We start from the raw sequence: 14059 nt of genomic DNA, 5'->3' as shown, positions 1-14059 counted from the left end.
CCCAACATATAAAAACTAAAATTAAATTGTGCTATTGATGATCCCATCCACCACCTAGGGATCTGTATATCGCTACGCTTGCTTTGAGTTGGTTGACCTTTTTCTCAACGAGCTCAAATTTGGATTCCAGGGCATCGCGTTGTGTCAGCAGAACCTCCATATAATCTGCGCGGGCGTATTTAAAGAGGTCGTTGGAGATACCGATAGACTCATTTAATGCATCGACTTCCTTGGTCTTAATTTGTAGGCCATTCTCCAGATTTTTAATTTTGGAGAGCTGGTTTGCAACTTCAATATAAGCAGCCAATATCGTCTGCTCATAATGGTAAACAGCCTGAACTTGTCGTGCATTTGCGCTATAATACGCGGCTTTAATTGCCCGTTTGTTGATCAAAGGGGCGGTGAGTTCACCAACGAGGGAAGAGAGAAAGGCTTCCGGTTTGATGAGATAAGTCGGATCAAAAGCTTGAAAACCTACTCCCGCCGCAATGTCCAGAGAAGGGTAAAAGCGGGCTTTGGCCGATTTGATGTCCAGTTTGGAGGCTGCAAGTTCATATTCGGCCTGCTTTATATCCGGTCTGTTTTCCAGGAGGTCGGCCGGGATGCCCGCATAAACGGTTTGTGGAACAAGCTGATCAAAGGATTGTTGATCCCTTTGAACCGGCTGCGGGAATCTTCCAACGAGGTAGTTTATTCTATTTTCTGTTTCTGTGATCTTCTGCTTGATATCATATTGCATACCTTGGGTTTTCAATATCTGGGCTTCAAATCTTTTGACGGCAAGTTTATTGGATCGCGCATTTTTCTTCAAGTCATTTACCACGACCAGTGCATCGTTTTGAATCTTTACATTCTCATTGATAACCAGGAGTTCGTTGTCCAGCGCCAGGAGTTCATAATAAGAATCTGCAATTTCAGCGATCAGGTGAGTTACCATAAAGTTTTTGCCTTCCACGCTGGCAAAATACCGTTGCAGCTGCGCTTTGGTCGCATTGTGGAGTTTACCCCAGATATCTGTTTCCCATTGTGCCTGTAGACCAACTCCAAAATCAAATAGCGGTTCAGGCATTTCGCGTCCGGGTTCGATTTCCGTATTCTTTTCCATCGCTCCAATGTTTGTGTAACGACTAACTTTGTCGACCCCGGCGCCAACTTTTACACCTACGGAAGGTAGATATTCACCTTTTTTGGCGCTTACCTCATTTTTGGCTATTTCAATTTCCTGAAGCATAATATGTAGCTCTTGGTTGTTTGCTAGTGCCTGACTGATCAGTCCTTGTAGATTGGGATCGCTGAAATAGCTGTTCCATTTTATTTTTCCTGTATTCACGGTGTCGCTGTCGGCATCGCTATATTTCCCAGGAACGGTTCTATTTTCGGCACGTTGTTTTATTTCCAGTGGTTTGCAGGCTGCAAGACTAAGCAAGAAAAGTGCGAAACCTGTATAGTGATATAATCTGTTCTTATTCATAATGTATCATGTCTTCGCTTAATGGTGATTCGTCTTCGGCTTGGATCATTTTTCTTCCGTCAGCCAATTTTGCAAAAATGTAGTAGAGTCCGGGAATGACAATAACGCCAAAGATAGTTCCGACGAGCATACCTCCCAGCGCTGAGGCACCTATGGTATGGTTACCGATAGCTCCGGCACCACTGGCAAAGACAAGTGGTACAAGTCCAGCGATAAATGCAAATGAGGTCATGAGGATCGGTCTGAAACGCGCTCGTGAGCCCTCAATAGCTGCTTCCAATATGCTATCGCCAGCTTGGCGCCTTTTCACGGCAAATTCTACGATAAGCACCGCATTTTTACCCAATAAACCAATAATCATGATCAGTCCGACCTGTGCATAGATATCATTTTCAAGTCCCATAGCTTTTAATAGGAAGAATGATCCAAATACACCAACTGGTAACGACAACAATACCGCAAACGGAATGATGAAGCTTTCGTACTGCGCAGCAAGTACAAGATATACGAAGACTAAGACGACTAAAAAGACATAAACGGCTTCGTTTCCACGTTGAGCCTCATCATAGGACAAGCCCTCCCAGGCGACTTTATAGTCGTGCGGTAATGTTTGAAGTGCAGTTTCGTTGATTGCCTGAATAGCATCGGCCGTTGTATACCCATTTGCCGGAAGTCCACGGATGGCAGCCGAATTGTACATGTTGTAGCGCGTGATTTCGTTTGGTCCCTGTGTTTTTTTTAAGGTCATAAAGGCCGAATAAGGAACCATCTGGTCATGATCGTTTTTGACGTAAAGGTTCATGATATCGGAAGGTAGCCTTCTAAATTCTGGTGAAGATTGTACATAGACCTTGAAGAATTGACCAAAACGGATAAAACCCTGCTCATAGGTACTACCGATAAGGATATTGAGGTTGTCCATGGCTTTACCAATGGAAACGCCTTTTTGCATGGCGGCGTTATTGTCAAATACCAATTCGTATTGTGGGTAGTTGGCGGCAAAGAATGTAAAGACTCCGGTCAGTTCCTTACGTTTCTTGAGATTAGCGATAAACGCTTTATTTACTTTATCGAAATCTTGGTAATCGGTGGTCCTATTGAGGTCCAGCAGGCGCATGGAGAAACCTCCAGAAGAACCAAAACCCGGAACAGCGGGAGGTTCGAAGAATTCAACCGTTGCACCTAGATTTTTTGATTTTTCTTCAAGTTCTTCCATGATCTCTTTAACGGAGTGTTCACGTTCACCCCAGGTTTTGAGGTTGATAAGACAGGTTCCGGCATTCGATCCACGACCTTCGGTCATGATTTCATAACCCGCCAGTGATGAGACAGATTCTACGCCATCTACCCCTTGACAGATCTTTTGGAGCTCTCTGGAAAGCTTATTGGTCTGTTCCAATGTTGATCCCGGAGGAGTCTGAATAATGGCATATATTGTACCTTGGTCCTCACTCGGTATAAAACCTCCTGGAAGCGTTTTGTTAATGACGAAAATTCCGACACAGAATGCTATTAAGATACCCCATGTAATCACTCTTCGGCTGGCAATTTTACGAAGTAAGGAGGCATACTTGCCCGTTATTTTATCAAAAGTACGGTTAAAAAGATCGAGCGATTTAGTGAATACGTTTGATTTTTTTGGTTTACCATGATTGTTTTTCAGGAGCATCGCGGCAAGCACAGGAGTAAGAGTTAGCGCGACTATTGCAGATATCACGATGGAACTCGCCATGGTAATTGAAAACTGACGGTAAAATGTTCCGACAGGACCTGTCATAAATGAAATGGGGATAAAAACGGCAACCATAACAGCTGTAATAGCGATAATAGCACCTGCGATTTCGGCCATGACTTCTTTTACAGCACTGTACGGCGATATGGCACTTTCTTCCATTTTGGCATGTACTGCTTCAATGACCACAATGGCATTGTCTACGACAATCCCGATGGCAAGCACCAACGCAAACAAGGTCACTAAGTTGATCGACATGCCGAACCATTGGATGACGAAGAATGTACCTATCAGCGAAACGGGCACGGCGATGATCGGAATCAAAGTCGAACGCCAGTCGCCAAGGAAAATAAACACAACAATGGCAACTAAAATAAAAGCATCGCGTAGGGTATGCATCACCTGTTCGATAGAAGCATCCAAGAATTGGGATACGTCATAACTGATTTTATAGTCTATACCTGGGGGAAAGTTACCTTTCATCTCCGCAAGCTTTGCCTTCACATCTTTAATAACGTCATTGGCATTACTACCATAATTCTGTTTCAACACAATCGAAGCCGAGGGATGCCCGTCTAAATTGGAATAGATGTCAAAGAATTCACTTCCCAGTTCGACTTTAGCTACGTCTTTTAACTTGATGTTTTCACCGTCGCCGTTTGCGCGAACGATAATATTGTCATATTCTTCAGGTGTATTGTATTGCCCTTTATAGGTTAGGACATATTCGAGGGATTGCGCTGCAATACCCGAGCTTTGCCCCAGTCGACCGGGACGGCCGATGATACTTTGTTCTCCTATCGCTTTCATCACTTCGTCAACTGACAAGCTGTAAGCGCGCATACGGTCGGGATTTAACCAGACGCGCATGGCATATCTACGGCTACCTAAGATTTGCGATTTGGCGATACCATGAATACGATTGATTTCAGGAATGATGTTTACAGTTGCGTAGTTGTACAAGAACTTTTCATCCATGCTTTTATTCGTACTGTAAAGATTCACGTACATCAGCATACTGGGCTGAATTGGATTGACGACGACTCCTTCCTTTTGAACAAGTTCAGGCAATAGTGGCATAACTTGATCCACCCGGGTTTTCACCAGTACTACGGCATCGTTGGGGTCTGTTCCAGGGTCAAATACGACGTTTACGGTCGCTTCACCGGCACTGGTCGCATCGGTTGCGATATAGCGCATTCCCTGTACACCATTGATTGCATTCTCCAGTGTAATCAGGGAGGATTTTACAAGTACATCAGCACTTGCACCAGGATAGGCAATGGAGACCGCAACTGTAGTCGGTGCGATTTTTGGAAATTGCTCTGTAGGAAGTTGCTTTATGGCCAAACCTCCGATAAATAGGATTACAACCGATATAACAATAGCAAATACCGGTCGGTGTATTACTTTTTTAAACATAATGCTGCTTTTTTAATTACTCTGCATATAAATCTAAGTTTGACATGACTTTCTCCGGAGTCTGATATTTGGATTCAATAGTCTGGTTTTCCTGTACCATGCGAAGTCCATTCAGTAGAATCTTTTCGTCCTTGCCCAATCCGGAAGAAACAACATAGATATGCGGCAGTTCGGCAGCAACTTTTATTTCTCTTGCTTTTACTTTATTATCTTTTGTAATAACGTAAACATATTTTTTTTCAAGCTCCTCGAATGTAGCTTTCTGCGGTATCATAAGCGCATTATTATAGGGCGATGTAATGACGATATTACCTGTCTCGCCATAACGCAATAATCCCTTTGGATTTGGAAAAGTCGCTCTGTAGGCAATATTTCCAGTTTCATTATTGAAGTCTGATTCAATTGTTTCAACAATACCCTCATGACCGAATTCTTTTCCATTGGCCATGTTTAACCGTACATGCAGCGGGCTATTGTCTTTTTTTGCGTCCATTTGATTGAGGTATTCGACTTCGGGGACATTGAAGTAAACCCACATTTTACTGTTATCGGACAATTCTGTGATCAACTCGCCTTCATCGACAAGACTTCCTTTACGGACATGAAGCTTACCAACGATGCCGGAAAACGGTGCTACGATGTCAGTAAATTTGAGATGCGTATTCATAGCGGCTAGCTCAGCTTTGGCTTTTTCATATTTTGCTTTTGCCATTTCAGTTTCCTGCGGAGCGACAATCTCTTTTTCGGACAGATTTTTGGTGTTCTGATATTCGATTTCAGCATATTTTACCTCTGCTTTAGCACGATTAACATCGGACTCATAGAGGTTGGGCATGATTTTAAAGAGGGGTTGTCCTTTTTGTACAAATTGACCTTCATCGACAAATATCGATTGAATGTAGCCTTTTTCTTGCGCACGCAATTCAATATGGTTGATCGAACGGATTTGGGCGACATAATCTTTATTGACAATTGTATCTTTGACCAAAGGAGTAGTGACGTTGAAAACTGCAGCTTCTTTTTTGTCTTTTTTTTCTGACTGACAGCTTGTAGATAGAATAATAAGGCACAGGCTTATATACATAAAGCTTCTCATGACCATGATAATAGTTTTTTAATAATTTTCGAAAAATTGAACAATAGTGTGACATGCTTCCAGGTGATTTTGAAAGCTATTTTGATGTTTTTTTAAGAAATTATTAAAAAATCACAGCCTGAATACACTGTAATGGATGTATAGGGCGTTTTTTCGTGAAGTAAGCTGGTTGGAATTTGCAAGCGAAACTGCTGTGCGTGTATTGTGAAATTGAGGATGGATATAGGCGGCTAGATTTCCAAAACCATCTCCTGTAAGTGCGAATAAATTCGGGCTATTGGAATCACTTCCCGTGTCGTCGTTTTCATTATCATTTTCTGAAAAATAAGCCCTTAGTTTTTCATGCCGATGACGTTTAGTTTTGCGAATAACTTTGGTCTCATAACCTTCGCTTTTTACTTGCTTGTTGAAGTGATTGACAGCATGAAGATTGCAGGAGGGGATATTATTTGGTGTTGCCACATGATACCAGCCAAAACTGATAAGTATTGCGCAAACCACGCCGAACAGATATTGATGGAATTTTCCTTGCATCCTTGAAAGCAAATGTAATTAAACTTTAAAAATGATACAAGTGATTTAGGTATGGAAATTTTAAAGTTTATGTAATATTGTTACAAAGTGTTTAAACTGACGGTGTTTTAGTGATTAATTGTGTAAAAATTGCTCAAATTCCGTTTTTGAAATTGTGTTTAGGTGATATTTTTAAAAAATATGACCTAAATAGCTTTAGTTTTCTTCAATGGGTTATGTTTTTAGGTGTTTTTCGAATTTATTTTCGTTGTTTTTTAGTTTGATGTTCTTTCGAATGAGCTGGGGAAGTGGAAATTACACTTTTTTTTATTCTCTAATAGGTGAAAGCGTTTGTCCTACTTTTATGCTGTTGTGAATGAGTTTTTTAAAAAAAGTTTGCTTGATTGAAAAGTGACTTGTTCTTTTATAGGGTACTTTGCTATCGCTTGATCTAGTTTATTGAGGCGGCCCTGATCTATTCTTACAATTGGGCAAAAATGGCTTACGGTACTTTTTGATAAGTAGGTAGCAAGCGTAATGCCCAATTGGCTTGTTCTAGACCGTTTTAAGGGTTTTCTGATTATTTCGTAGCATTTGTATTGCTTTTTCAGCTCTTGTCTTTCGGGTTTGTTCCTGTTTTGCTGATCCAACCCAATCACAATAGCCTTGTTTGTATGATTTGGAAAGTGTTTCAAAAAAAGCATTGGCTTTTTCGTCCATATCCAACAATTGTTGGAGTTCCATAGGGACGCCTTCAATATGTTCACCTTTTTTTAGCATGTATTTTATCATTTGATTCCCGATAAAAATACATAAATATCCTCGGGTTGCCGGCCTTTATTGCATGAATACTTTTGACTTGCCCGTTAGGTAATACGATCAGGGGATTGCAGTACTTTTTCTTGAAATAAGACTTACAAGTTGCCGCTGTCTTCATATGCGTTGAAACATATATCGTTCTTATTTGTTTTTCTATTAGTCAACAAAAATTTTTCAATATGAAAGCAGTACGTTTTTTTGGGCATAAAGATGTCCGCGTTGTAAATGATATGGTCAAGCCCGTTCCTAAGGGTGATGAAGTGTTACTAAAAATTGGTGGCGCAGGTGTTTGTCATTCTGATCTCCACATTATAGATGAGGGGACCGTTGTAGGTACGGTATTTACCTTGGGACACGAAAATGCGGGCTGGATTGAAGAAGTTGGATCGGATGTAAAAGACTATAAAAAAGGAGACGCGGTACTGGTCTATGGCCCTTGGGGTTGTGGGCACTGTAAACCCTGTCAGCAATCAAAGGAAAATTATTGTGATCACCAGTCTGAAATGGCTTATGGTGGTGGGCTAGGCCTTGATGGTGGGATGGCGGAATATATGCTTGTCCCTTCTTCCCGTTTACTGGTCCCAATTTATGACTTAGATCCAGTCATTGCTGCGCCATTAACGGATGCGGCACTTACTCCTTATTCGGCGATAAAGCGTTCGATAGGCAAATTGACAGCAGATGAGTATGTGGTTGTGATCGGAGTTGGAGGTTTGGGCCATGTTGCCTTGCAAATACTAAATGAAGTAAGCGCGAGTTCAATTATCGCCTGTGATGTCACCGAAGAAAAACTAGCCTTTGCTAAAGAACTGGGCGCAGCCTATGCGGTTAATTCGAAAGATGCAAATGCAGCCGAACAAATCAATAAGATTACTGGAATTAAAAAAGCTAAAGTTGTGATTGATTTTGTCGGCGCAACATCGACTATAGATCTAGGAACAAAGGTTGTTGGTTTGGATGGTGACCTGACAATTGTTGGATTAGGTGGGGGACACTACCAGTACAATATGTCGGGGCTTCCTTTTGGTGTGAGTATGACAAACCCATATTGGGGCTCGCGGGTTGAGCTTATGGAAGTTGTAGGTTTGGCTAGGCAAAGGAAGATTCATATTGAAATTGAGCAGTTTAAGCTTGATCAGGCTAACGAAGTTTATGATCGAATGCGCAACGGTAAGATCAAAGGAAGGGCTGTACTGATTCCTTAGTAAAAAAAAGTCTATCTTTTTAGTAGTTTATTTTGGTTTTTATCTTTTTGATGCTTATCTTTGTTGTATCATAATTTAGGTTTATAATTGGTTATTTAAGGTTTTCATTCTCCCCGTTTGAAAACCTTTTTTTTAAAGTCTCTCTTTTGATTTTTTATTAAAAACCTTCTGCCTTCTTTACTGTTGTAATACTAATAATCCGCGCTGATTTATCTGCAAAATATTTATGGACAAAACAATTCTCGTACTCACCGATTTTTCTGAAAACTCATGGACTGCTATTCGATATGCGGCGAATCTGGCTAAAAAATTTAATTGGACAGTAGAGCTTCTGCATACTTATACTATCCCAATAAAAGACAGTGTCCATGCGAAAATGGAGAATATGTTTTTGACGCCTCAGAAGGAAGAGGCTGAAGGCATGCTCAAGGACTGGCAGATACGTATCGACGATGAATTTCCTGATCTCAGCTGTAAAACCGTAAGTTTGCCCGGCGACTTGGAAAAAACGGTACTAAACTTACTACAAGAAAAGGAATATCGCTTTATCGTTATGGGAGCTAAGGGTAAAGGTATGATACAAAAAGCGGTCTTGGGAAGCAATACCTTCGCCCTGATAAAAAAGAGTCCAATTGGTGTCTTGGCAGTACCGATCACTTTCCAAAAATTTAGGTTACAAAATATCGGATTACTGAGCAATTTTAAAGCGTCCGAATATGATCTACTCGACAGTTTCATCTTACGTGTACCGGAGAAATTTAATCTCAGCCTGTTGCACGTAACACAAAAGTATATCTCTCCAAAACAAGAAGATATTGAAGACTGGAAACAAAAGCTATCTGTCCAATTTTCGTTTAATAAAATTGATTATGTGGAAAAAAATGCGGTCAATCGCTTAGATTACAATATGCCTATACCGCGTTGCATCGACTACATGGTAGAAATCGAAGCTATTGATCTTTTACTTGTGTCGTACAGTCCTAAAAGTTTTTTCAAAAGTATATTTTCCAGAAATCTTACGAAAGCAATTTATCGTAATCTGACGGTTCCTACTTTTTTTAAGCGTAATTTATATTAATTGTCGGTAATCTCCTCCTTTTTATTACTATCCATTGGTTAATTGTACACGGTTTAGTAAGTAGAAAATGATTGCACTAAAGTTAATAGCCGTGATTTTATGATTGCTAACTGAAATTTAAATCGCCTCTCCGATATGAAGTAATGTATTCGTATTTTTCATTAGCTTTATACATAGTTGTATAAAATATAAACATAATGAGCCTTTGGATACTTCCTTTGATCACAATACTTTCCGCAAGTCCCGATAGTACGCATGCAGGAGAATATAAGTTTGCTGAAACGCCCAGTTGGAGTGATGAGTTTGATTACAATGGTCTGCCAGACGCAAAAAAATGGGGATATGATGTAGGCTCCTTGCATAATGGTTGGGGAAATCATGAACTTCAATACTATACAGATGCAAACAGGAAAAATGCAAGTGTGGCAAATGGTGTTTTACGTATTACTGCAATAAAAGAACAATATGAAGGGTTGGACTATACTTCTGCTAGGCTGGTCAGTAAGAACAAGGGCGATTTTCTGTATGGTCGATTTATAGTCCGAGCCAAGGTACCGAAAGGGAAAGGTACGTGGGCAGCCGCTTGGATGTTGCCGACAGATTGGGTTTACGGAGGATGGCCACATTCGGGAGAAATAGATATCATGGAGCATGTCGGTTATGCCGAGAATGCAATACATATTACCGTTCATACAAAGGACTATAATCATTCCATTGGAACTCAAAAAGGAGTGATGAAGCGAATTGATCAGGCAACATCGGAGTTTCATGATTATCGGATAGACTGGACCCCTGAGTATATCCGGGGTTTCGTGGATGATGTACAGATCTATAGTTTTCCGAATGAAGGAAAAGGCAATGGCGTGTGGCCATTTGATAAAAGATTTCATTTACTATTGAATCTGGCTGTTGGTGGAGATTGGGGTGGTGTGCAAGGCGTCGATGCCAGCGCATTTCCTGCAGAGATGGAAGTGGATTATGTCAGGGTATATGATTTACTGAAACCTTAAATGAATCTTATTTTCTCTAATTTATAAAGATTAATTCAAATGTTTAGGCATCAAGGGAGAGGAAGGAATTATACTCATAATTTGAAGTTAGCCTCTATTTTGTCTTGTGTTGCAGGCCTGGTTAATATTACAGGTGTTCTTGCCGTTGGCACTTTAACAACGAATGTCACAGGTCACTTTGCATTTTTTTCAGAACAGTTGATTTTAATGAATTACAAGATGGCTTTGATTTTTCTGTTATACATTGCTTTCTTTTTAATGGGAGCATCCGTTTCAGGTTTTATCGTAGAATTAGCCTCAAAAAAGAAATCACATAATGCCTATATCATTCCAATTTGTATCGAGTCTATTATCTTAATTAATGTAGGACTGCTCCCTGCTTTCGTTAAAGCAGGACCAACGTTTCCAGCAATAATTTCATTTGCCCTTCTTTTTGCTATGGGACTTCAGAATGCCCTGGTAACGAAGGTGTCACAATCAGTTGTCAGAACGACGCATTTGACCGGATTGTTTACTGATCTTGGTATTGAACTTTCACAGTTGCTTTTTTATAGAGAAATTGCTGAGAAAGTGAAATTACACAAAAGTATTTTTCTTAAGTTGATGATTATTGGTGGTTTTTTTATCGGGGGAATTATTGGTGGTTTTATGTTTCAATATTTTAAATTGAAAACATTATTGTTACCCGCTACTATGCTTTTGTTTGCTTTATGGTATGACCATATTCTACTTAAGTTTTATCATTTGAAGCGAAGCTTAAGACCGGATGAATAGGTTCGATTAAATTCATATTTTAGCTTAATAACATGAACTATTCCCATATCCTGTTTGAAAAATTAGTATTATCTGTATTTTGGCAGCATCTTTGTATCTCCGTTAAACTATATTGAGTTATACCACGAACGATATGAAAATAATACGAACGACCCTTCCATTTCTTCTGTTTAGTTTCATCCTTTTAGTTGGATGCAACAATAATCAACAGATCAGGATGATTGATAAAGATGGGAACACACATTTGTTGACAAGAGAAGGTGATCGAAAAGGAGAATTGGGACTGCAGCGTATCATCGCTCGTGGCAATGATACAGTAATAACGATTGATGGTGCAGGTCATAAAATGTTATGGACAGCTTCAGATGTGACCAATATTGATACAACAAAGATTCAATATTATCTCAAAAAGAGAAATGGAAGCAGTGTTCATATTTATACACCTGTAGATGTAAATCAAAATTTTATAGATGTAGAGGATAGTCAAAATGTTTTGTCAGATCCTTATGATGGTACAGACAAGAAAAAATCCCTACTGTAGATTGCCGCATGAAAAAGCATAATTTGGGCTAAAGAGAAAATCCTAGCAAGTTTACTTGCTAGGATTTTTTTTTGGGTACTTTGGCACCTTCTTTTTTGGCTTCGGAGAGGCCAATGGCAATCGCCTGTTTTCTTGATGTTACCTTTTTTCCGCTACCAGATTTTAATTTTCCCTCTTTCATTTCGTGCATCGTCTTTTCAACTTTCTCAGATGCTTTTTCTGAATATTTTGCCATAATAGTGTTACACCTTGATCTGTTATTAAACACTTCTGCAAAAAGAACAGCTGTTTCAGTTGAATCGTTTGAAAATTCTTTGAGAGCGAAATAGCGAACATCTTTATCCACTAATTCAATTCATTTCCAGCTTTAATCACGGCTTGGTTAGCGGCTTTTATTCTTTCAAGAACCATTTTTTGTATTTTACGGTCGTAAGTCAATAGTCCATTGACTTCGTGTTCCACGTCTGTAGTTTGCGTATAAATAGCAACACTGAGTCCTTTGTATCGGAGCAATTGCTCGACATTATCCATTAGGAATATATAACGGTCTGTGAGTGCCTCTATAGTGGGTTCGTAGGCATAGGCATTGTTTTCGACAGGCCACATGTGACCGCGGAGAAATAAGCCTACGCCACCAAACTCTCCAAGGGAAGCTGCCCGTTTCGAATCAGGCTCTGAGGCACCCTTGGGGCCAACATAGATATGGGTGTCAACAAAATCTCCATTTCCGGGATCACCATAAGCTTTTTGGTAAGATGGATTGTTGTTAAATCCCGAATTACCGTTCACTAAACGTGAAGGGTCATATTGTTTGGTCCAGTCGGTAATATTGCGTACATCGAAAGCGCCCCAGTTTTCGTTAAAAGGAACCCAGGCGATAATGGATGGCGAGTTGTAGTGGTCGTCAATGATGGCTTTGTATTCATCACGAAATGCTTTTCGATAAATCGTAGTATCTTCATCGGGATACCAAAGGCAGGGCATATCTTGCCACACGAGCAGTCCCATTTTATCTGCCCAATAATAGAACCGTTGGGGTTCGGTTTTCATATGCTTACGAATGAGGTTATAACCAGCTTTTTTGGTAAACGCGATGTCATATTTGAGAGCTTCTTCCGTAGGTGCTGTTAGAATACCATCGGGCCAGTATCCCTGATCCAGGAGACCGAGCTGCATCACACATTTGTCATTCAATAGCGGCCTTACAATTCCGTTTACCTTACCAAGTTTAATATCACGCATACCAAAATAGCTCTTAACCTCGTCGATGATTTCTCCATTCTTCCCATGTATACTTAATTTTAAATCGTATAAAAAAGGGGAGTCAGGAGACCAAAGTTTTGGATTTTCTACCGGGATATTAAATTCCATGCCCGACTGAATTACCGTTTTTGAAATTTCTTTTCCCTCTGAAGAAACGATGGCCGTAACTTTTGCCTTCGCTGTGCTAGTGACCTGTATTTTTAGTTGTTTTTCTGCTACTTGAGGCAGCAATTTGATTCCCTGTATATGGTTTTTGCTTACTGGTTCCATCCACACAGTTTGCCATATGCCAGAAGAAAATGTATAGTCGCCTCGAGGTCCATTTTTGCCCGAAGGATACTTGCCGTCGTTCTTGTCATGCGCTGCAACGACAATTTTATTTGGACCGGCCTTTAAAAACTCAGTGATGTTGATCCAAAAGGAGTCGTAGCCACCTGAATGAGTACCGGCTTTTCTTCCATTTACAAATATGGTCGCATCGTGATCCACTGCACCAAAATGGAGTATAATATCTTTCCCTTTCCAATGATTAGGTAGCTCGAAATTTTTACGATACCACAGATTAATTTCTTGTTTGCGTTGTATTCCGGATAAATAGGACTCTGGACAATAGGGGACAAGAATGCTTTCTCGGCTGCGGTCAAAGGAAATGGGGGCAGCAGGATTCAGCGCATTCGGAGCATCCTTTCCACCTATATAATCCCATTTACCGTTGAGACATAGCCATTCATTCCTTTCCATTTGGGGACGTGGATATTCGGAAAGTGGAATTTCTGTTTGCTTGGCTATTGCTGTCCATGGGGTTGAAAGCTGTGGCTGTTGTGCCAAAGCATTAAGCCAACCGAAGAGCGATAGTGCCAGCACAAAAATTGAGGTTTTGGTTTTTATCATGGTATACTTCTTGGTTTTTCAGAATATGAATATAAGTATACTAAAATGATTTAGTGAATTATAAACGAAATGTTACTAGTGGATCTTTCGATATTGGGGTTGGTTGGTTGGTTGGTTGGTTGGTTGGTTGGTTGGTTGGTTGGTTGGTTGGTTGGTTGGTTGGTTGGTTGGTTGGTTGGTTGGTTGGTTGGTTGGTTGGTTGGTTGGTTGGTTGGTTGGTTGGTTGGTTGGTTGGTTGGTTGGT

At 40.3% G+C, this 14059-nt stretch carries 12 protein-coding genes and 3 pseudogenes; 5 read left to right on the top strand and 10 right to left on the bottom strand.

Annotated features, from left to right (window positions below):
* Positions 1 to 31: 31 nt before the first annotated feature.
* The 5 genes from GVK91_RS23510 to GVK91_RS23490 form a co-directional block, all read right to left on the bottom strand.
* Positions 32 to 1471 (bottom strand): TolC family protein, encoded by a 1440-nt coding sequence (locus tag GVK91_RS23510; RefSeq protein WP_159731554.1) that lies wholly within the window; start codon positions 1469 to 1471, stop codon positions 32 to 34.
* A complete protein-coding gene (locus tag GVK91_RS23505; RefSeq protein WP_159731552.1) occupies positions 1464 to 4625 on the bottom strand; it encodes an efflux RND transporter permease subunit in 3162 nt (1053 codons plus the stop codon). The genes GVK91_RS23510 and GVK91_RS23505 overlap by 8 nt, the downstream gene beginning before the upstream one ends.
* A gap of 16 nt (positions 4626 to 4641) precedes the next feature.
* Positions 4642 to 5727, bottom strand: coding sequence for an efflux RND transporter periplasmic adaptor subunit (locus GVK91_RS23500; protein WP_159731550.1), 1086 nt, complete (start codon positions 5725 to 5727; stop codon positions 4642 to 4644).
* 105 nt (positions 5728 to 5832) lie between these two features.
* Entirely contained in the window at positions 5833 to 6255 is a 423-nt protein-coding gene (locus tag GVK91_RS23495; protein ID WP_159731548.1) for a hypothetical protein, read from the bottom strand.
* Positions 6256 to 6789: 534 nt separating this feature from the next.
* Positions 6790 to 7014 (bottom strand): YdeI/OmpD-associated family protein, encoded by a 225-nt coding sequence (locus GVK91_RS23490; RefSeq protein WP_159731546.1) that lies wholly within the window; start codon positions 7012 to 7014, stop codon positions 6790 to 6792.
* 218 nt (positions 7015 to 7232) lie between these two features.
* Here GVK91_RS23490 and GVK91_RS23485 point away from each other — a divergent pair, with 218 nt between their 5' ends.
* The 5 genes from GVK91_RS23485 to GVK91_RS23465 all read left to right on the top strand — a co-directional run bounded on the left by GVK91_RS23485 (position 7233) and on the right by GVK91_RS23465 (position 11661).
* Entirely contained in the window at positions 7233 to 8258 is a 1026-nt protein-coding gene (locus GVK91_RS23485) for an NAD(P)-dependent alcohol dehydrogenase (RefSeq protein ID WP_159731544.1), read from the top strand.
* Between the two features lie 226 nt (positions 8259 to 8484).
* Entirely contained in the window at positions 8485 to 9336 is an 852-nt protein-coding gene (locus GVK91_RS23480) for a universal stress protein (RefSeq protein WP_159731542.1), read from the top strand.
* Positions 9337 to 9533: 197 nt separating this feature from the next.
* On the top strand, positions 9534 to 10346 hold the full coding sequence (locus GVK91_RS23475; protein WP_159731540.1) for a family 16 glycosylhydrolase: 813 nt from the start codon (positions 9534 to 9536) through the stop codon (positions 10344 to 10346).
* 39 nt (positions 10347 to 10385) lie between these two features.
* Positions 10386 to 11120, top strand: a complete 735-nt coding sequence (locus GVK91_RS23470) for a YoaK family protein (RefSeq protein ID WP_159731538.1) — start codon at positions 10386 to 10388, stop codon at positions 11118 to 11120.
* Between the two features lie 133 nt (positions 11121 to 11253).
* Positions 11254 to 11661, top strand: a complete 408-nt coding sequence (locus tag GVK91_RS23465; RefSeq protein ID WP_159731536.1) for a hypothetical protein — start codon at positions 11254 to 11256, stop codon at positions 11659 to 11661.
* 58 nt (positions 11662 to 11719) lie between these two features.
* Here GVK91_RS23465 and GVK91_RS23460 read toward each other — a convergent pair whose 3' ends face one another.
* The 5 genes and pseudogenes from GVK91_RS23460 to GVK91_RS27805 form a co-directional block, all read right to left on the bottom strand.
* Positions 11720 to 12007 (bottom strand): DUF6496 domain-containing protein, encoded by a 288-nt coding sequence (locus tag GVK91_RS23460; protein ID WP_159731534.1) that lies wholly within the window; start codon positions 12005 to 12007, stop codon positions 11720 to 11722.
* On the bottom strand, positions 12007 to 13815 hold the full coding sequence (locus GVK91_RS23455) for a glycoside hydrolase family 2 protein (RefSeq protein WP_159731532.1): 1809 nt from the start codon (positions 13813 to 13815) through the stop codon (positions 12007 to 12009). Before GVK91_RS23455 ends, GVK91_RS23460 begins: the two co-directional genes overlap by 1 nt.
* A gap of 50 nt (positions 13816 to 13865) precedes the next feature.
* Positions 13866 to 13973 (bottom strand): annotated as a pseudogene (locus GVK91_RS27815) (PT domain-containing protein); the annotation flags it as partial.
* Positions 13949 to 14005 (bottom strand): annotated as a pseudogene (locus GVK91_RS27810) (PT domain-containing protein); the annotation flags it as partial. The pseudogenes GVK91_RS27815 and GVK91_RS27810, both read right to left, overlap by 25 nt.
* Positions 13981 to 14059 (bottom strand): annotated as a pseudogene (locus GVK91_RS27805) (PT domain-containing protein); the annotation flags it as partial. The pseudogenes GVK91_RS27805 and GVK91_RS27810, both read right to left, overlap by 25 nt.

Source organism: Sphingobacterium sp. 18053, from assembly GCF_902706145.1.
Lineage (GTDB): Bacteria > Bacteroidota > Bacteroidia > Sphingobacteriales > Sphingobacteriaceae > Sphingobacterium > Sphingobacterium paramultivorum.
This window is presented reverse-complemented; position numbering and strand designations above follow the sequence as displayed.

Bases quoted from the DNA above. Each gene is read 5' to 3' on its own strand.
- GVK91_RS23510 (WP_159731554.1), bottom strand. From the start codon at position 1,471: ATGAATAAGAACAGATTATATCACTATACAGGTTTCGCACTTTTCTTG.
- GVK91_RS23505 (WP_159731552.1), bottom strand. From the start codon at position 4,625: ATGTTTAAAAAAGTAATACACCGACCGGTATTTGCTATTGTTATATCG.
- GVK91_RS23500 (WP_159731550.1), bottom strand. From the start codon at position 5,727: ATGGTCATGAGAAGCTTTATGTATATAAGCCTGTGCCTTATTATTCTA.
- GVK91_RS23495 (WP_159731548.1), bottom strand. From the start codon at position 6,255: ATGCAAGGAAAATTCCATCAATATCTGTTCGGCGTGGTTTGCGCAATA.
- GVK91_RS23490 (WP_159731546.1), bottom strand. From the start codon at position 7,014: ATGCTAAAAAAAGGTGAACATATTGAAGGCGTCCCTATGGAACTCCAA.
- GVK91_RS23485 (WP_159731544.1), top strand. From the start codon at position 7,233: ATGAAAGCAGTACGTTTTTTTGGGCATAAAGATGTCCGCGTTGTAAAT.
- GVK91_RS23480 (WP_159731542.1), top strand. From the start codon at position 8,485: ATGGACAAAACAATTCTCGTACTCACCGATTTTTCTGAAAACTCATGG.
- GVK91_RS23475 (WP_159731540.1), top strand. From the start codon at position 9,534: ATGAGCCTTTGGATACTTCCTTTGATCACAATACTTTCCGCAAGTCCC.
- GVK91_RS23470 (WP_159731538.1), top strand. From the start codon at position 10,386: ATGTTTAGGCATCAAGGGAGAGGAAGGAATTATACTCATAATTTGAAG.
- GVK91_RS23465 (WP_159731536.1), top strand. From the start codon at position 11,254: ATGAAAATAATACGAACGACCCTTCCATTTCTTCTGTTTAGTTTCATC.
- GVK91_RS23455 (WP_159731532.1), bottom strand. From the start codon at position 13,815: ATGATAAAAACCAAAACCTCAATTTTTGTGCTGGCACTATCGCTCTTC.